The sequence below is a fragment of the Streptomyces sp. PU-14G genome (assembly GCF_041028275.1).
Classification (GTDB): domain Bacteria; phylum Actinomycetota; class Actinomycetes; order Streptomycetales; family Streptomycetaceae; genus Streptomyces.
Window position 1 is genome coordinate 15,243 of sequence record NZ_JASKYT010000002.1, and the last position, 17,025, is coordinate 32,267.

A 17,025-nucleotide genomic window follows, 5' to 3' on the forward strand; every position below is an offset into this window, starting at 1 on the left:
GCCCGACGAGATGGCTGAGCGAAGTACGGGGTGAGCGCGTCGCCTCACATTCCGCAGCGCTGCGTCGTCGTAACTGATGAAGGGAACACTAGCCCGATGACGAGGAAGAGGAACCGATGTCGGCATCCGTGAACGTTTCGATCATCTACTACAGCAGCACGGGCAACGTGCACTCCTTGGCGCAGGCAGCCGTCGAGGGCGCGGAGAAGGCCGGTGCGCGGGTAAGGCTGCGCAAGGTCGTGGAAACGACTCCGCAGGAGGTGATCAACACCAGGGACGAGTGGGTCCGGCACATCCGGGACACCGCAGACGTCGCCGAAGCGCACCTCGATGACCTGGAGTGGGCCGACGTGGTGCTCTTCGGCACCCCCACCCGCTTCGGCAACCCGGCCAGTCAGCTGCGGGTGTTCATGGAGAGCGCCGGCCCCCTGTGGTTCCAGGGCAAGCTCGCGGGCAAGGTGTACTCGGCCTTCACCGCCTCCAACACCCCCCACGGCGGCCAGGAATCCACCATCCTGGCGCTGGCGAACACGTTCTACCACTGGGGTGGCGTCATCGTGCCCCCCGGCTACACCGACCCCGTCCAGTTCCGGTCCGGCAACCCCTACGGCACCTCCCACGTGGCCGGTGAGGGCGCACCCGGCGACGTGACCTTGCAGGCGGCACGCCACCAGGCCCACCGCGCAGTCGAGATCGCGGCCGCAATCAAGGCGGGGAGCACCGCCTGACCTCTCGGCGGCACGTCTCCGGCAGGCCACGGATCGCTCAGACCTCCACGTGAAACCGGGCAGGGCCCCTTGCGGCCCTGCCTCGCCCGCCGAGTCGCCCGCCGAGTCGCCCGCCGAGTCGCGCGCCGAGTCGCGCGCCGAGTCGGCTACCGAGTCGCGGGACGGTGATGCCGAGGGGTGCCGACCGCCGCGATGCGAGCGCTTGCCGCCGCCGACTGCTGTCGGCGGCGGCGCCTCGGCACGCCCTGAGAACCGCCAGCGCGCGCCTGTGAACCCGCCGCGACCGCACATGGGTTCGGCTCTCACCGGACTCATGCCGAAACGGCATGGACAGCAGCGTTTCCGTCTTTGCCCGCGTGGGTGGGCGCCCAGCAGGATGCCGCGTATGCGAACGAGGAAGACGCGAGTCACGCTGCTCGCGGTGCCCGTGCTCCTGTCCGGCCTGATCAGCGGGTGCGGTGAGGAGCGCACCGCCGGCGCCGAGGCGCCGCCGGCGGCCTCAGCGGTACCGTCCGCCTCCGCCGGGGCGCGCACCCCGGCACGCATCACCAGCGCGCTGGCGACACTGGAGAAGCGGCACGACCGCAGGCTCGGCCTGTACGTGGTGGACACCGGCACCGGCCGCACGGTGGAGTACCACGCGGATGAGCGGTTCGGGTTCTGTTCCACAGCCAAGGTCCTCCAGGCCGCGGCACTGCTCGAGCACGCCGACGACGCGGAACTGGACCAGGTGGTCACGTACGAACGCGATGACCTGCTGGACCACGCTCCGCTCACGAAGAAGCACCTGGGCACCGGAATGTCGGTGCGCGACCTGATGAAGGCCGCCCTCCAGTACAGCGACAACACGGCCGCCAACCTGCTGTTCGAACAGCTCGGCGGCCCCGCGGGGCTGCAGCAGAAGATGCGCGACCTGGGTGACGAGACCAGCGTCTTCGACCGCACCGAGCCGGATCTCAACGACACACCGCCCGGCACCACGCGCGACACCAGCACCCCTCGCGCGCTGGGAGACGACCTGCGTCGCTTTCTGCTCGGCGACGCCCTGGCGCCGGACCGGCGCAAGCTGCTCGCGACGTGGATGCGCGGCAACACCACGGGCGATGACCTCGTCCGGGCCGGTGTTCCCGCCGGCTGGAAAGTCGCGGACAAGACCGGGTCGGGCCTCACTTACGGAACGCAGAACGACATCGCGGTGGCCTGGCGCCCGCACGGAGCGCCGGTGATCATCGCGCTGATGTCCCGCGGCCACGACCGGGAATCCGAGTCGGACAAGGCCCTGTTGGCAGAGGCCACCAAGGCGGCGCTCCCCGGCGTCGTGCGCTGACGCACTGCCCGCCCACACGCCGGGCCGACGAGAACCAGCGCCTCAGGTTCTCCGCGCACCTTGGGCACCCCTGTGGCACCTTGGGTACCCGTGTGCGCCGGCGCGCCCCCGTAGCCGCCCACGAGGGCCCCGCCTCATGAGCGTGTCCCTGCCGGGCTCCGGCCTCGTACCGGTCGCTTTCGTTACGTCCCGTCGCTCCGGCCACCTACCGGTCGCTCTGGTCACGTACCGGTCCAGCACCGTGCCTCGGGGCCCGTCTCCTACGTCAGGCAGTCGTAGGCGTACTCGGCCGTCCCGGTGCCTGCCCAGCGCACGGTGCTCGTCCCGTGCGCGGGGATCGACACGCACTGGGGGCTCGCGCCGGAGCTCAACTGGACGGAACCGCTGATCTCCACGCCACAGTCGTTGCGCAGGGAGGCCCAGCCCGGTCCCTGGCCGGTCAGCTCGGCACAGGCGCCGAGGACACCCGGTGCGCCCGTCTGCGTGGCCGGCCCGACCGCCGCGGCGGCCTGAGCTGGTACGACGATCAAAGCGGCGCCGGCCGCCAGCACACCCACAACGCGTGGCAGTCGAAACATGGCAGTCTCCCCGTGAGCAGTGCGGTAGCAGGCGTCATCGACCGGCCCGCACGCACCCCCGGACGCGCCCTCACCGGTGGCTTTCCCCACCGCGCGACGCACCTGCGGCGCGGCATCGGCCACCTGCCCCAGATCTTTGCCCACCGCACACCCCGCCGCAAGCCCCACCGCGCCGCTCGCGTTGCACAACACGCCCCGTAGCGCTCCCCGTCGGGCCGCGCGTCCCCCGCAGGGCGGTGTCTCCCTCGGCGGCCGGGTGAGGCAGGCTACGGAATCGCCCGCAACACGGTCTTCGGCCGGCAGCTCCACCAGCGCCTCACCATGGCCGCAACTCGGGTGCGAAGGTGCTCGTCCGCCGCCCGGCGAGCCCTTCGACGACCGCTCGGACGAGGGGCAGGGGCTCGCGCCAGACGGAGGCCGACTGCCGGGGGCACCGGCGCATCCGAACGGGTGGCGGCCCCCATCCGGTTCACGTGCGCGAGGAGCCCACGCGCCGTGCCGGTGTGTGGCGTCAAGGCCGGCCGACCAGCCCGGCAAGCACCGGGCCTGCGGGCGGTGCCACCAGGTCGGAGATGGTGAGCGGTTCGAGAGAGGCGTAGAACGCTTCCTGCGCGTCGCGCAGCGCACGGCGGAGACGGCACGCACCGTGGAGAGGGCACGGCTGGTCACCTTCACAGGAGACGACCTCGCCTTCGCCCTCCAACTCCCGCACCAGCCAGCCGACGGAAACGCGGCGTCCGAGCCCGGTCAGCTCCAGCCCACCGCCGCGACCGCGGCGGGCCTCGACCACGCCGAGGTGCTGCAGCCTGGTGATCGCCTTCGCCATGTGCGTGTACGGCACGCCCATCATCCGGGCTACGTCGCGGGTGGCCAGGGGCCCGCCCTGCTCGTTGACCGCCACACGGCACGCAGCGCCAGGTCGGTGAATCTCGTCAGCCGCACGCGCGGACGTTAACAAATGCGCATGTTAGATTCCTATTTGGAGCGAACCGTCGACCGCGTGGGCTTCGTCACGCCCGCCGGATCCGCGACCCGCCCCGGCGTTGGAGGCGAGGGGCGGTGAAGGACCGACCTCGCAGTACACACATCGGACGGTGACACCTCATGGCGGACGCAGACCCGGGCTCCCACTCCTCGAACGTCCCGGTGCCGAAGCCGCTGTGCGATGTCGAGGGGCTCGCCGCCGAGGAGAACGCGCCGGCCGGTGCGGTGTGGCGGCTCGCCGAGCCGGGGCGGCAGCTCGACGCCAACCTCGTGCACGTACCGCCCGGCAGGCACATCGAGCCCCACGTCGAACCGGACCTGGACGTGCTCCTCCTCGTCGTGCGCGGGAGCGGCACCCTCGGCACGGCGCAAGAGGCCCGACCGCTGCGCGAGGGCGGCCTGATGTGGCTTCCCCACGGCTCCAGCCGAAGCGTCACAGCCGGCGAGGACGGCGTGTCGTACCTGACGGTGCACCGTCGCCGTCCAGGCATGCGCATTCGCAGGCCCGCCGGGCCCTGAGCCGCCGGCGCCCAGTCCCCGAACCGGTGGTGTGCGGTTTCCGAACAGTCAGCTGGGCGGGTGCGGCGGGGCCGAAGGCGGAACGGCGCCCCGCCGCGGGGGCATCGCCGCGCTAGTGATCTGAGTCAGAGATTCGTCGGCAGTAGGCGGCGACTTTGTCGAGGATCTCGTCGGCCGCTTTCGTCCAGACGAACGGTCTGGGGTAGTTGTCCAGGATCAGCAAAAGGCGCGGCTCCCACGGCGGGCGGCCACCGAAGTTCGACAAGAACGACCACAAACAACGCCATGCCGTGGAGTGCGGCATCAACCGGCTGAAACGCCACCGGGCGGTGGCCACCCGATACGTCGGACTCGCCGTCCGCCACGAAGCCACCGTGCTGGTCGCGGCCCTCAACGAGTGGCTGTGACCCGCACGTTCACAATGGAACCCAGCCTGCCTTCTCCTCCAGCCCTCGCGTGGTCGGCCGCTCGCGTCCCCATGCGGCCAACGGCTGGAGTGCGTCGTTGAGGCGCATCCCGTCCGCGGTCAGCGAGTACTCGACGCGGGGCGGCACCTCGTCGTAGGAGACACGCTGCACGACGCCGTCCGCTTCCAGCTCACGTAGGAGGTACTGCGCCGTGATGGTCGCCCGCAAGGTCGGCAGCACCCGTGCCCCGCAACTTCAGAAGGCACACCGTCAACTGTCCCCGGTAACCCCTGGAATCGGAGGTGGTGGCGCGGGATCCGCCGGGGTGTGGGTAGGCTGAGCACGGGGAGGAAGCGGGTAGGACCCCCGGCGGTATCGGTCTGGGCACGGCGGTTCACGGCTCCAGGGGGCAGGCGGTATGGAAGCGTTAACGGTGGACGACCCGCAGCAGATCGGCCCCTATGTTCTGCGCAGGCGGTTGGGTGAGGGTGGGATGGGCCGGGTGTACCTGGGTCGCTCTCCCTCCGGCCGGGCGGTGGCGGTGAAGGTCATCCATCCGAACCTGGCCTGCCAGGCCAGCTTCAGGCGGCGGTTCGGACAGGAAGTCACGGCCGTCCGATCCGTAAGCGGGGCCTTCACTGCCCCGATCGTCGGCGCCGAAACTGAAGGCGACCCGCTATGGCTGGCAACGGTTTACGTGCCGGGGCCCGACCTGGCCTTGGCGGTGGCCAAGACCGGGCCGCTGCCGCTGCAGTCGTTGTGGCCGCTGGCCGCCGGGCTCACCGAAGCCTTGCAGGCTATCCATGCAGCCAAGGTGCTGCACCGCGACATCAAACCGTCCAATGTGCTGCTGGCCGCCGACGGGCCGCGGCTTATCGACTTCGGCATCGCCCGCGCGGTGGACGGCACCGCACTGACCACCACCGGCATGGTCACGGGCACCCCCGGCTTCATGTCCCCCGAACAGGTCGACGGCGCCGCACAAGGGCCTGCCAGCGATGTTTTCGCACTCGGTGCCGTGTTGACCTTCGCGGCCACGGGGATGGGCCCGTTTGGCGAAGGCCGGCCCCTGGCCTTGCTGCGCCGCATTGTGGATGATGCCCCCCGCCTGAACGACGTCCCCGACGGCTTGCGCGATCTTGTGGGCTCCTGCCTGGCCAAGGAGCCAGGCCACCGGCCCCTTCTCACCCAGATCCTCCAGACCATCGACTCGGCCTGGAGCCCGCCGGAGCAGGGGCCGACCACCACGCCCTGGTCGAACACGATCACACTCCTGTTGCCGCACCACGCACCTCCGAGCTCCGGCCCTCAACCAGCCTGCGCCACCACGGTCACGGCCCCGGCCGCCTCCACCACACAGGAGTCGACCCGCCGCTACACCGAGGCACAGCAGACGGCAAAGACCGCCGGCCCGCTGGCCGCAGCCCAGCTGATGGAGCAACTGGCCGCTGACCAGGAGCGCACCTTGGGGCCGGACGATCCCAAGACCCTCCACAGCCGTCACAACCACGCTTTGTATCTCGGTCGGGCTGGGCGTCAAGTGGAGGCAGGGGAGCTGGTGGAGCGGGTGGCCGCTGACCGAGCGCGAGTGTTGGGGCAGGATCATCCCGACACGCTCCAGAGCCGTCACAACCACGCCATGAACCTGAGTGGTGCTGGGCGTCATGTGGAGGCAGCGGACTTGATGGAGCGGGTGGCCGCCGACCGAGCCCGAGTGCTGGGGCAGGATCACCCCGACACCCTGCACAGCCGTCACAACCACGCTTTGTATCTCGGTCAGGCTGGGCGTCAAGTGGAGGCAGGGGAGCTGGTGGAGCGGGTGGCCGCCGACCGAGCGCGAGTGTTGGGGCAGGATCATCCCGACACGCTCCAGAGCCGTCACAACCACGCCATGAACCTCGGTCGGGCTGGGCGTCATGCGGAAGCAGCGGAGCTGGTGGAGCGGGTGGCCGCCGACCGGGCCCGAGTGCTGGGGCAAGATCATCCCGACACCCTGCACAGCCGTAACGAACTCGCCTGGAACATTTCCCGGGTGAGATATTCCTGATGATTCCGCTCGGCGAATTGGTCCGGGGCCGGCACAGATCACCACCGCATCGTCGTCAAAACGCTGAAGGAGAAGCCGAAGAACGCGCCCCACTGGTCGACGAGATCGATGGCGGCGGCCACGGGGATGTCACAGCCGGCGATCTCGCGGATCTGGCGTGCACGCGCCTTGGCACCTCACCGGTCGCAGACGTTCAAGCTGCCTCGGTCAAGAAGTGGCCGCTGGCCCACCCACGCTTCCGCCTGCACTTCACCCCCACCAGCTCGTCCTGGCCGAACCTGGTTGAGCGGTGGTTCGCCGAGCTCACACAGAAGAAACTCAAACGCGGCGTCCACCGCTGCGTCCAAGCCCTCGAACGCGGCATCCGCGCCTGGCTCACCGACTGGAACGAGAACCCCAGGCCCTTCCACTGGACCAAAACCGCCGACGAGATCCTCGACGAAGTCGCCGCCTACTGCGGACGAATCTCTGACTCGGATCACTAGCTGGAAGCGGTCCATCGAGAAGCGGTCCGGGCCCATTCCGTGCCCCACGCGGCCAGGTTGCGGCGTTGGATTCCGCGGTCGACCAGAGTGCGGAGCACGGCGGCGGCAAGGGGGACGGGGGCGGCTGCGAGCAGCGCTCGGGCGAGTGCCTGCCGGCGGACGTGCGCGCGGGTCATGGGCGGGTCGGTGACCGAGCCGTCCCCGTCCACCCAGACCCGTACCCGGGCCCCGGCCGGGAGGCCGGGGCTCACCTCGGTCCGCCCGGTGCGCTGCCCACCACCGGGCTCGGCGTACCGCACCGTGACCGGGTACCGGGTCTCCTGCTCCTCGTCCGAACCCGGTTCCGGATGCGCCGGCGCGTCGTGGACGAGGACCGCGGGCGTCTGGTGCCGGGAGCGGGTCTGTGCCTCCGCGGTGTGCTGCAACTGCTGATGTGCGGCGCGACCGGCCACGAGGGCGGTGACGGCGGTGGCCGAGAGCGCGGCCAGCAGCAGACAGAGTCCGATCCAGGCCTGCAGCTGGTCGGTGGGGCGCCGCAGCGGGTTGCGCCGCCACCTCCACCACACGGTGCGGCGCGGTGGGGGAGGCGGCTGGGCGAGCGGTGTCCCGCCGGTCATCTCACAGCCCTCCCGGGGCGGCGCAGGCCGTCGGTGAGGGGGCGCGGAGGCGCACGGGCAGGCCTGGAGCACGGCTGGGCCTGCGGTGCGCGGGAGGCCCCGCCGGCGTGGAAAGAGCGGAGGCGGCCAAGGCGGTCGGGCACGGCATGGGCGTTCCTCGGGTGCGGGGCGGACGGACCTGCCGGCTGCGAGGGGTGGACGCGCGGAGCCGACTCGCCCGCCAGCCTGGCCGACACGGGCGGAAACGCCCATGGAGCACAGCGCCCATATCCGCCGCGGGGAGGGACCCATCGTCCCTCGGCGCGCCCCGGGGTGTGTGCCCTGCGGGCCGGTTGCCGCCGCTGCCCGGCCGCACGTGTCTTCGAACAGGCCGGTGCCGTACACCGGGTCGAACCGGCCTCGGCGCGTCCGGCTGCCGGACGGACGTCACGGGTCAGGGGTTCCGTGCGGCCTGGCATGATCGAGGGATGCCAGAACGAATGGTCGCGGCCTGCGACGGTGCCGCCAAGATCAATCCGGGTCCCGCGGGCTGGGCCTGGGTGCTCGCCGACTCCGCGGGCGTCCCGCAGCGCTGGGAGGCGGGTCCGCTCGGCCGTACGACGAACAACGTGGCCGAGCTCACCGCGCTCGCGGAGCTGTTGGAGGCCACCGACCCCGCGGTGCCGCTGGAGGTCCGGATGGACTCGCAGTACGCGATGAACGCGGTCACCAAGTGGATCGCGGGGTGGAAACGCAACGGCTGGTTGACCGCGTCGAAGAAACCCGTGGCCAACAAGGACCTGGTGGTCCGTATCGATGCCCTCCTCGAAGGCCGCGACGTGGTTTTCGAGCACGTCCTGGCCCACCAGGTCAACGGTGATCCGCTCAACGCCATCGCGGATGCCGCCGCCAGCACCGCCGCCACCGAGCAGGCCCCCGCGGGCACCGCGCACGGCGCGACCGGCGTCCCGCAGCCGAGCCCCGCCACCGAGGACAAGCCGCGTGCGACGCGCTCGCGCAAGGCGCGGACGCCCCGCCGGCCGGGTGGCGGAGCGGGCCCGGTCATCAAGGCCAAGTTCCCGGGCCGCTGCGGCCACTGCAAGTCCCGTTACGAGGTGGGCGAGGAGATCGGCAAGATCGCGACGGGCTGGGGCCACCGGGCCTGCCGTGACGGCGCCGCCGTGTAGGGGTGAGCGCGTACGCGGCCGAGTCGCGGGCACGGACGGTCGCGGGCACGGACGGTCGCCGGGCACGGACGGTCGCGGGCACGGACGGCGGCTCGTCGGGACCGTGACCGGGCGGGCCGCCTCTCCCCGGGCCTGCTGGGACCGCGGGGAGGTGGCCCGGGGCCCTCGGGTGCGGTCAGCGCTCCACGAGGAGCCCCGCCGGAATCATGAGGTTGATGCTGGGTTCGTACTCGACCGTCTGGTCCGGTACGAGGCGCAGACCGGGGTGTCGCTGCATCAGCAGATCGATGCCGACCCGTGCGATGGTCCGGGCGAGGTAGGAGCCGAGGCAGTAGTGGAGCCCCTGGGAGAAGTGCAGGCTGCTCGCGAGATTCGTCCGGGAGGGGTCGAAGACCCCGGGGTCGGGGAACCGGCTCTCGTCGTAGTCCGCCGACGACACCATGGCCCAGATGACCGACCCCTCGGGTATGGGGGTGCCGGCCACCTCCACGTCGGTAGTGGTCGTCCTGAAGACACCGAGCCCGATGCCGGAGCGCCTGAGTGCCTCGTTGAAGGCGCTGTCGAACAGGGACGGGTCAGCGCGGACGCTGTCCCAGTGCTGCGGGTCCCGCAGCAGCTCACGGCAGAGGTTGACGATCACGAAACCGGCCGGGCGGATCCCCGCCGCGAGGACGTCGAAACTGATCAGGCTGATGAGTTCCGCGTCGCTGTAGTCGGCTTCCCCCTTCGCCACGAGCTCCAGAAGGTAGCTGATCAGGCCGTCCCGCGGGGTCGTCCGGCACTGTTCGATGACGCCGGCGAGATAGGATTCGAGTTCCTGCACGTCCTGCGCGTAGCCCGGCTGCCTGTCGACCGGCGGGTTTCCGAAGAAGAATCCGTTGACCGCTTCGTGGTAACGCATGATCCGCTCGTGGTCCCCCGGAGGAAGGCCCGCGAGGTCGATGATGACCCGGCTGGCGACGGGCCGCGCGAACGCTTCGACGAGGTCGAAAGGGGAGCCCTCGGGTATCTCTTCGAGACAGCGGGTCATGATGTCGCGTATGCGGGCCTCGCGGCGGATCATGGCCTTGGCGGAGAAGTACTTCGCCACCGGGCCGCGCAGGCGGTCGTGCGCGGGACGACCGTCGAAGGCCAGATTCGGTGCGGCGAAGGTGTGCGTCCTGACCAGCGCGGCCCGGATCTCGTCGGGGAAGCTCGACAGGATGATCGGCCTGGTGGAGGACGAGAAGCGGTCCGCGTCCTTGAGTATTCCCAGGACGTCGTCGTACCGGGAGACGATCCACATGCGGAAAGGCTCGCTGTAGAAGACGGGGGACGCGCTGCGTGCCGTCTCGAACTGCTGGTAGAGGTCGGCGAAGCCGGGCTTTTCGAACGGATTGAAGCCTGCCCCGTTCGGGCCGAACGGGCAGCCGCCCACGCGGGGTGCGGAGCCGATGTCCGTGGTGGCTCCCTCGGTCTCTGACATGGTGTTTCTCTCCCATGAGTCGATGCGGCGCCGTACCGGGTACTTCTCGGAGCGGCGCGGTGAGGTCTCGGTGGTCAGCCGAAGATCTCAGCGAACTTTTCCTCCCACTCGGTTTGCCGTCTCGCCTTGACGCTTTCCGGGACGTGGAGAATTCCACGGAAATCGTCTGCGTGCGCGGGAAGGTCCGAGCGGTGAAGCATCGGGGGAATACGAGCCGCCGGATGCACAGGCATCACGCCGAGCCGTCGGCACCAGTCCTGTTGCACGTCGGGACGCAGCGCGAAGGCGATGTACCGCATCGCGATGTCGCGCACTCCCTCCGGGGTGCCGCGCGGAATCCACAGCGCGTCGGTGGTGTCCGCGGTTCCCTCGGCAGGCACGCACCACCCGACGGGCAGGTCGGTCTGGAAGGCGAGGACGTTGGGCAGAGCGCGGAAACACAGATCGAGGTGGCGAGCGCGCAACCGCTCCTCCATGCCGATGCTGTACTCGAGTTCGGCGATCTGGGGGCGAAGGCGGCGCAGAAAACTCCAGCACGCCTCCATGTCCGCGGGGATGTCCTCGACGCGTCCGCCTTGCAGTGTCTGCGCGATGGCGTGCAGGCCGTTTCCGTGCGGATACAGGGCGATCCTGCCGCGGTGCCGTTCGTCGAGGAGGACGTGCCAGGAACGGGGCGGCCCCTCGGGGAACGCCTCTTCGTGGTAGCCCAGCACGTAGTACACGACGTAGGGGTGAACCACCGACCGTGCCGGGGCACCGTCGGGGCGGGACCGGTCCCGGAGCGCGCCCAGGACCGGCATACGGTCCGGATCCAGCGGCTCGCAGTGCCCGGCAAGCGCGGCGTTGAGCGCGGGCACCGAGTTGGACCAGACGACGTCGACGGGCGGGCGCTTCCCGGTGCGGAGGGCGCCGAGCAGCGAGGGCGACAACGCGAGCCCGACGCGCTGTTCGTGCCGTACCCGCACACCGGTGGCTTGCTCGAAGGGGCGTGAGACGGCGCTGCGCAGGGCGCTGCCCCACCGGCCGCCCCAGGTCTGCACGCGCAGGGTCATCTCGCGGGCGTCGGGTCCCGCGTGCACGGTCACACACCCCTCTCGGGCCGGGGGTCCGGCAGCAGAGAGAGCAGACCGCCCGCCTGCCAGATGCGCTGGACGAACTGCCCCGGCGGATCGAGAGGGATCTCCTCCCCGGTCTCGGTCGTCATCCGCGCTCGCCCGGGGTCGACTTCCACCACGTGCCCGGCGCGCAGCACGTCCAGGTCCTGCGCGCGGGACGGGGTGAGGCAGGGTATGCCGTTGTTCGTACAGTTGCGGAAGAAGATCCGCGCGAAGTCGATCGCGATGATGGCACCGATCCCGTTCAGCTTGAGCGCTCTGACCGACGTCTCGCGGCTGGAGCCGCAGCCGAAGTTGTGCCCGCCCACGAGCACGTCTCCCGGGCGAAGGCTGGGCTGGATGCCGGGGTCGAGGCCGTGGAACAGTCCGCTCTTCACCTTCTCCTCGTCGAGGCTGAAGAACTGCGGAGGGTGGATGACATCGGTGTTGAGGTCGTCGCCGAACAGCCATACCCGGCCTGTGATCGTGGTCATGATCCCCAGCTCCCCGCCTCGTACAGATCGGGGCCGATGTGTCCGGCGAGCGCCGCGCGTGCCACGGTGCGGGCACTTGCCAGGTAGGTGCGGGACTCCCAGTGGCCCATGCGGCCGCGGAAATTGCGGTTCGAGGTGGAGACGCACACGTCGTCGGCGCCGAGAACTCCCTTGTCGATGCCTCCGCACGGCCCGCAGCTCGAATGGTTGAAGACAGCGCCCGCGTTCGTCAGCGTGGTCACGTAGCCGGCCAGCAGCGCCTCTTGGAAGACGTGCACCGAGGCGGGTATGACGACGAATCTGACATCGGGGTGCACGGTTTTGCCCTCGACTTCCTCTGCCGCGTCCCGGATGTCGGTGAGACGGCCGCTGGAGCAGGACCCCAGAAAGGCGACCGACACGGGCCTCGGTTCGAGGTCCTGGACAGACACCACGTTCCCTGGCGACCACGGCTTGGCGATCCGCGGGGCCAGCGCGGACAGATCGATGTCCACGGTCCGCTCGTACGGTGCGTCGGGGTCCGGCGTGACCAGGGCGGGCCGGTGGCCGTCACGTTCGGCGCAGTAGGCGGCCGTCACGTCGTCCGGTACGAAGACGCCGAACTTCGCGCCGAGCTCCACCGCCATGTTGGAGATCGCGAAACGGTCGTCCTGGCTCAGGGCACGGTCCGCGAGGTCGTGGAATTCCAGGGAACGGTACCGCGCGCCCCGCTCACCCAGCAGGCGCAGCAGCTCCAGGACGACGTCCCGGCCGTTGCAGTACCTGCCGAGCGAGCCGTGGAACCTGACGCGTACGGTGGCGGGCCGCTGCATCCACGTCGTCCCGGTGGCAAGGGCGTAGAGGATGTCGGTGGAGCCCATACCCGTCGCACACGCACCCAGACCGCCGGCCATGACCGTGTGGCTGTCGGCTCCGACGATCAGGCTGCCGGGCGTGCACAGCGGGTTCTCCACGAGCAACTGATGGCAGATCCCGCGGTCGAGCATGAGGTGGGTGACGGCCCGCTTCCGGGCGAAGCGCAGGAACTTGTTGGAGATGTCGGCGCGCTCGATGGTCGCCGGTGGGGAGAAGTGGTCGTTGGTGAAGATGACCCGGTCGCGGTCCCAGATCTCGAGGCCGCGCCGCTCGAACTCGTCCACCAGGAGCGCGATGGTCGCGTCGTGGCCGAGGAGCGCGTCCACGCGTACCTCGCGGTACAACCCGGTGTCGTCGGGGTCGACGGTGTGCGCGTCGATGATCTTGTCGCTGATGGTGCGCCCGCTCGCCTTCACCGCCCCACCTGCCCGCCGGACGACCGAGGGCCGCGGTATCGCTCGATCAGTGCCGCCGAGTCGTACCCCGACAGCAGCGTGCGGTACATCGCCTGGAGGTCGGCGTGGGCTTGCCGGTGCGTGGCCTTGTCCCGCTGCTCGACCGCTTCCCTGACGTGGTCGAGGGCGCGCGCCACCAGATCGTCGTCGCACGGCACGCCCACGGAGGCGAGAATGTGGCGCACGAGTGCCGTGCCACTGTGTTTGCCGAGGACGAACTCGCTGCTGCGTCCCGCCCAGGCGGCCGGCAGGAACTCGTAGCTGCGGCTGTCCTTGAGCATCGCGTCGACGTGCACGCCTGACTCGTGCCGGAAGACGTTGTACCCGGTCACCGGCTTGATGGGGCTCGTGGCGACGCCGCTCGCCCGTTCCACCGCGGCGGACAGCGAGGGCAGCGCCAACGGATCGACGCCGTGCTCGACTCCGTACAGGTGGGTCAGACCGGCCACGCACTCGGCCAGATCGGCGTTGCCGGCGCGTTCGCCGAGCCCGTTGACCGTGCAGGTGATCGCCTTCGCCCCGGCGCCGACCGCCGCGAGGGTGTTCGCCGCAGCCAGACCGAAGTCGTTGTGGTTGTGCGTGCACAGCGTCGTCTCGGGGCCGAGGGCGTCGGCGAGGTCGCGGATCATTTGGTGCATCACGGCCGGATGGGCGCACCCGGTGGTGTCGGCCAGCACCAGACGGCGCAGCGGGACGTGCCGGCGGAGCTCGACGGCCGTGTCGACCAGGGCCCGCGGGTCGGAGCGCGTCGCGTCCTCGAAGACCAGGTTGACGGCCAGGCCGTGCGCCGTGGCGGCCTCCGCTCCGGACCGGAAGACGGTCGTGGCCTGGCCGCGGGTGATACCGAGGGTCTCCTTCAGCCGCAGGTCGCTGGTCGGCATGAACAGGAACACTTCGTCCGCGTGGGATTTCGCCGCGGCGGCGACGTCCTGCGCCAGTGGGCGGGCCGTCGCCGCGATGGACGCGCTGAGGTTGAGCTCGTGCATGGCCTGCAGGGCTTCCAGCTCGCTGCCGGACGAGGCGGGGAAGCCCGCGTCGAGCGCCGAGACGCCCGCGTCCGACAGAGCGGTGGCCAGCTGCAGCTTCTCTTCCGTGGTGAACCAGACACCCGGTGCCTGTTCGCCGTCGCGCAGAGTGCAGTCGATGACCTCCACAGAAGCCGGCAGGTGCGGATGGAGCTCTTTCGCCTTGAGTGTGGTTTCTGTCATGCTTGCGTCACATCATCCTTCGCTGGGGTCTTCGCGCGGTGCCGCGCTTCCTGGTGCATCTCGATGTCGCACCAGCGCAGCAGCAGGGACAGGCAGGGCATGCCGTCATGTCTCCAGACGACGCTGGGCCCTGCCATCTGCCCGGGTTCACTGATCCGGCTGGCGCCGAGCCGCCCGAGTGCGGACGCCAACGTCCAGAACCGCTCTGCGGTCGCGCCGAGTCCGATGTTCTGCAACCGGGCGGCGAGCGGTCGCAGCTCGCTCAGGATGTGCCGCACGTCGTGGACCGGCACCACCCCGACCGTCCGGTTTCCCGCGCCCTGGACGGAGCGCAGGTCGGGTGCGAGGGTGACTGTCCAGTCGAGACCGGGGGAGCGCCAGAAGCCGCCTTCGGGGCTGCTCGCCGCGGCCCATGCCATGTTCGCCCGGCGCAGCTGCAGTGCCGCGGCGTCCGTCGAGGGCAGCAGGCCCAGAGGGACCTCCGCCGCGTACTCGGCCATGGCACTCGCGAGCGCCTCAGCGACGTCCTGCGGACCCGGGTCGCCGTCTTCGACAAGGTATGCCTGGGGGGCGACGCAGGCGTGCTGATTGAAGGTGGACGCGTCCTCGGCGACGCGTCGGGCCACCTCGCGCAGCCCGACGTCGGCGAGGTAGTCCCGGGTGAGCACGCCCACCGAGACCTTGTGGCCGTGCTCGACGTAGCGCTGGTGCGGTTGCAGGTGGGCGCGTACGGCCGCGCACGCGTCGTCGCTGCCGTAGGCGATCACGGCGTCTGCCTGCTCCATCGCGCTCCGCAGCGCGGCCTGGTCCTCACTCGGCCAGTAGGTGACGACCACGGCGTCGGCCACAGCGGGGTCCACTTCCGCGAGGGAGCGCAGGAAGTGCACGGCGAAGGTGGGCTCGCCGCTGGCGACCTTGAGGATCACCGCCGACTTGACCAGCAGGGCGCGCACGAGGGACAGCGCCGGCAGCCCGGGAACGTTTCCGCTGCACACCGCCATGGTCACCCGCGGTCCCAGCGCCAGGGTGTGGCCGCCGAGTTCGGTGTCTTCCCTGAAGCCGTCCAGAACTCCGGGATCGCCGAGTTCGCGGCGCAGGACGCGGTACAGCGTCTCCGCGCGGTAGTTGGACAGCTCGACATCGAGGCCGCGGTCCACCGCCTGTGCTGAGAACCCGGTCGCGGTGACGATGTCCGCCCGAGCCCGGACCCGGTGGGCGAAGCCATGGTCCGCCCACCGCGAGCACGTCTCGTCGAGGGCCTCGACGATCCGGGCGACCGGCATCGCGCGCAGCGACTCGTGGGCCGCGCGCAGCCCCTCTCCCAGGTGCTGCCACTGTCCCGGCGCGGGCCTCAGACCGTAGTACCGCCCGCCCACGCCGTCGCCGCCGACGGCAGCACGCTCCAGCCCTCCGTGGTCGGCCCACGGCGGTAGCCACGCCACACAGCTCGGCTCAGACATGGCCGCCCCGCTCCGTGGTGACCTGGTCGAGAGCCAGTGAGCAGCCCCGTTGGCGTGCCTTGGTCACTCGGCCCGTCACCGCCGTTCCGGCCGGGCCCGCGAGGCCCCAGTCACCCGTGAGCAGCGTGCAGGGCCGGTCCAGCACGCACAGATCGACCACTTCCAGCAGCCCGGCGCCGCGTTCGAGGACTCTGAGGTCATCCGGCGCACGCACCTGTGCCCGCACGAACGTCTCGGACGCTTTGGGCCGCTCGCCCAAGGGGCCGACCGCCGTGTCCTCCCCGTCGTACAGCTGGCTGGCCAGCTCCGTCATGCCGAACAGGTTGCGGTGCCCGCGCGGCCCGATGCCGAACACCTCCGCGGCCATGGCGCGTGTCTCGCCGACGCTCACCCCTCGGTTCCGTTTGTGGCCGCCGGCGTCCACCAGGCGCGAACCGGAGGGAAGCCGCCAGGACTCTCCCCCTTCCCGCAACGACTGGCAGAGGTTGACGAAGACCGAGGTCGCACCGATGAGCACCACGGGGCGTTCCTCCGCCACCGAGCGGCCGAGGAGAGCACGCAAGGCGTGGTGGTCCACCCCGGATCCTCCCAGCACGGAGGAGTTGAGCCGCGGGTTTCCGAACCGGCGGGCGATCACTTCCATGCCATGAGCCATGATCATGCTCGGGGCCGCCCGCTCGGACGGGACCAGCCGGATCACGGCCGGTTCGTCCAGACCGTGCATGACGTGCCGATCCGCGTTCGTCACGATGGACAGGTCCATGAGCTCCATGCCGCGCGGGCTGTAGGCCACCCGGCCCGTACCGGTGCCCGTGGTGTTGCTGGTCACGAAGGTCCGCTCGGGTTCCTGGTCGGGGAAGAGATAGGGCGGACTCGACTTGTACGCGCCGTCCGGGATCCCCACGCCCGCTTCGTGGCGGTCCCAGTAGGCGGCGGTCACCGCGGAGTTCTCTCGCGCGAGCAGCCGGAGGCGGGATTCCACCTGGCGGGCGTCCACGGAGTCTCCGGTGATGAGGCGTCCGATGTCCTGGTACAGCTCGTCGACGAAAGTGTCGCGATAGGCGACACGCTTCGATGCGCAATGCACTGGCACAGTGTTCCCCCGGGTTGTCCGGTGACGGACCGTCGGTGCGTCG

General features: G+C 70.4%; 14 protein-coding genes and 4 pseudogenes. 7 read left to right on the plus strand and 11 right to left on the minus strand.

Annotated features, from left to right (window positions below; all coding sequences use genetic code 11):
- Positions 1–116 precede the first annotated feature (116 nt).
- Positions 117–728, plus strand: coding sequence for an NAD(P)H:quinone oxidoreductase (wrbA, locus tag AB8Z75_RS00505; RefSeq protein WP_369199302.1), 612 nt, complete (start codon positions 117–119; stop codon positions 726–728).
- A gap of 385 nt (positions 729–1,113) precedes the next feature.
- Positions 1,114–2,055 carry a class A beta-lactamase gene (gene bla, locus AB8Z75_RS00510; RefSeq protein WP_369199303.1) on the plus strand — a complete coding sequence of 314 codons (942 nt, stop codon included), beginning with the start codon at positions 1,114–1,116 and terminating at the stop codon, positions 2,053–2,055.
- A gap of 260 nt (positions 2,056–2,315) precedes the next feature.
- Here bla and AB8Z75_RS00515 read toward each other — a convergent pair whose 3' ends face one another.
- The gene (locus tag AB8Z75_RS00515) at positions 2,316–2,633 is read right to left on the minus strand and encodes a hypothetical protein (RefSeq protein ID WP_369199304.1); all 318 of its coding nucleotides are present in this window, start codon (positions 2,631–2,633) and stop codon (positions 2,316–2,318) included.
- A 511-nt stretch (positions 2,634–3,144) separates the two neighbouring features.
- Positions 3,145–3,575, minus strand: a pseudogene (locus tag AB8Z75_RS00520) (Rrf2 family transcriptional regulator).
- Positions 3,576–3,737: 162 nt separating this feature from the next.
- On the opposite strand from AB8Z75_RS00520, the gene AB8Z75_RS00525 reads away from it, so the two are divergent.
- Entirely contained in the window at positions 3,738–4,136 is a 399-nt protein-coding gene (locus AB8Z75_RS00525; RefSeq protein WP_369199305.1) for a cupin domain-containing protein, read from the plus strand.
- Positions 4,137–4,360: 224 nt separating this feature from the next.
- Positions 4,361–4,543: pseudogene (locus tag AB8Z75_RS00530) on the plus strand (IS5/IS1182 family transposase); the annotation flags it as partial.
- 9 nt (positions 4,544–4,552) lie between these two features.
- Here AB8Z75_RS00530 and AB8Z75_RS00535 read toward each other — a convergent pair.
- Positions 4,553–4,786: pseudogene (locus AB8Z75_RS00535) on the minus strand (winged helix-turn-helix transcriptional regulator); the annotation flags it as partial.
- 190 nt (positions 4,787–4,976) lie between these two features.
- Here AB8Z75_RS00535 and AB8Z75_RS00540 point away from each other — a divergent pair.
- Positions 4,977–6,590, plus strand: a complete 1,614-nt coding sequence (locus tag AB8Z75_RS00540; protein WP_369199306.1) for a tetratricopeptide repeat protein — start codon at positions 4,977–4,979, stop codon at positions 6,588–6,590.
- A gap of 203 nt (positions 6,591–6,793) precedes the next feature.
- A pseudogene (locus tag AB8Z75_RS00545) lies at positions 6,794–7,075 on the plus strand (IS630 family transposase); the annotation flags it as partial.
- Here AB8Z75_RS00545 and AB8Z75_RS00550 read toward each other — a convergent pair.
- The gene (locus tag AB8Z75_RS00550) at positions 7,072–7,692 is read right to left on the minus strand and encodes a DUF3592 domain-containing protein (protein WP_369199307.1); all 621 of its coding nucleotides are present in this window, start codon (positions 7,690–7,692) and stop codon (positions 7,072–7,074) included. The pseudogene AB8Z75_RS00545 and the gene AB8Z75_RS00550 overlap by 4 nt on opposite strands.
- Positions 7,693–8,171: 479 nt before the next feature.
- Between AB8Z75_RS00550 and AB8Z75_RS00555 the strand changes: the two genes are divergently transcribed.
- Positions 8,172–8,858: a ribonuclease H gene (locus AB8Z75_RS00555; RefSeq protein ID WP_369199343.1), complete on the plus strand. Its 687-nt coding sequence runs from the start codon at positions 8,172–8,174 to the stop codon at positions 8,856–8,858.
- 175 nt (positions 8,859–9,033) lie between these two features.
- On the opposite strand, the gene AB8Z75_RS00560 is transcribed toward AB8Z75_RS00555, so the two are convergent.
- The 7 genes from AB8Z75_RS00560 to AB8Z75_RS00590 all read right to left on the minus strand — a co-directional run bounded on the left by AB8Z75_RS00560 (position 9,034) and on the right by AB8Z75_RS00590 (position 16,976).
- Positions 9,034–10,323 (minus strand): cytochrome P450, encoded by a 1,290-nt coding sequence (locus AB8Z75_RS00560; protein ID WP_369199308.1) that lies wholly within the window; start codon positions 10,321–10,323, stop codon positions 9,034–9,036.
- A 74-nt stretch (positions 10,324–10,397) separates the two neighbouring features.
- Complete coding sequence (locus tag AB8Z75_RS00565; RefSeq protein WP_369199309.1) at positions 10,398–11,402, minus strand: extracellular solute-binding protein; 1,005 nt, start codon at positions 11,400–11,402, stop codon at positions 10,398–10,400.
- Positions 11,403–11,404: 2 nt separating this feature from the next.
- Positions 11,405–11,911, minus strand: coding sequence for a hypothetical protein (locus tag AB8Z75_RS00570; RefSeq protein ID WP_369199310.1), 507 nt, complete (start codon positions 11,909–11,911; stop codon positions 11,405–11,407).
- A complete protein-coding gene (locus tag AB8Z75_RS00575) occupies positions 11,908–13,182 on the minus strand; it encodes an aconitase/3-isopropylmalate dehydratase large subunit family protein (protein ID WP_369199311.1) in 1,275 nt (424 codons plus the stop codon). The genes AB8Z75_RS00570 and AB8Z75_RS00575 overlap by 4 nt, the downstream gene beginning before the upstream one ends.
- Complete coding sequence (locus tag AB8Z75_RS00580) at positions 13,179–14,429, minus strand: LeuA family protein (RefSeq protein WP_369199312.1); 1,251 nt, start codon at positions 14,427–14,429, stop codon at positions 13,179–13,181. Before AB8Z75_RS00580 ends, AB8Z75_RS00575 begins: the two co-directional genes overlap by 4 nt.
- On the minus strand, positions 14,426–15,889 hold the full coding sequence (locus tag AB8Z75_RS00585) for an acyl-CoA reductase (RefSeq protein WP_369199313.1): 1,464 nt from the start codon (positions 15,887–15,889) through the stop codon (positions 14,426–14,428). Before AB8Z75_RS00585 ends, AB8Z75_RS00580 begins: the two co-directional genes overlap by 4 nt.
- On the minus strand, positions 15,882–16,976 hold the full coding sequence (locus AB8Z75_RS00590; protein WP_369199314.1) for a hypothetical protein: 1,095 nt from the start codon (positions 16,974–16,976) through the stop codon (positions 15,882–15,884). The genes AB8Z75_RS00585 and AB8Z75_RS00590 overlap by 8 nt, the downstream gene beginning before the upstream one ends.
- Positions 16,977–17,025 lie beyond the last annotated feature (49 nt).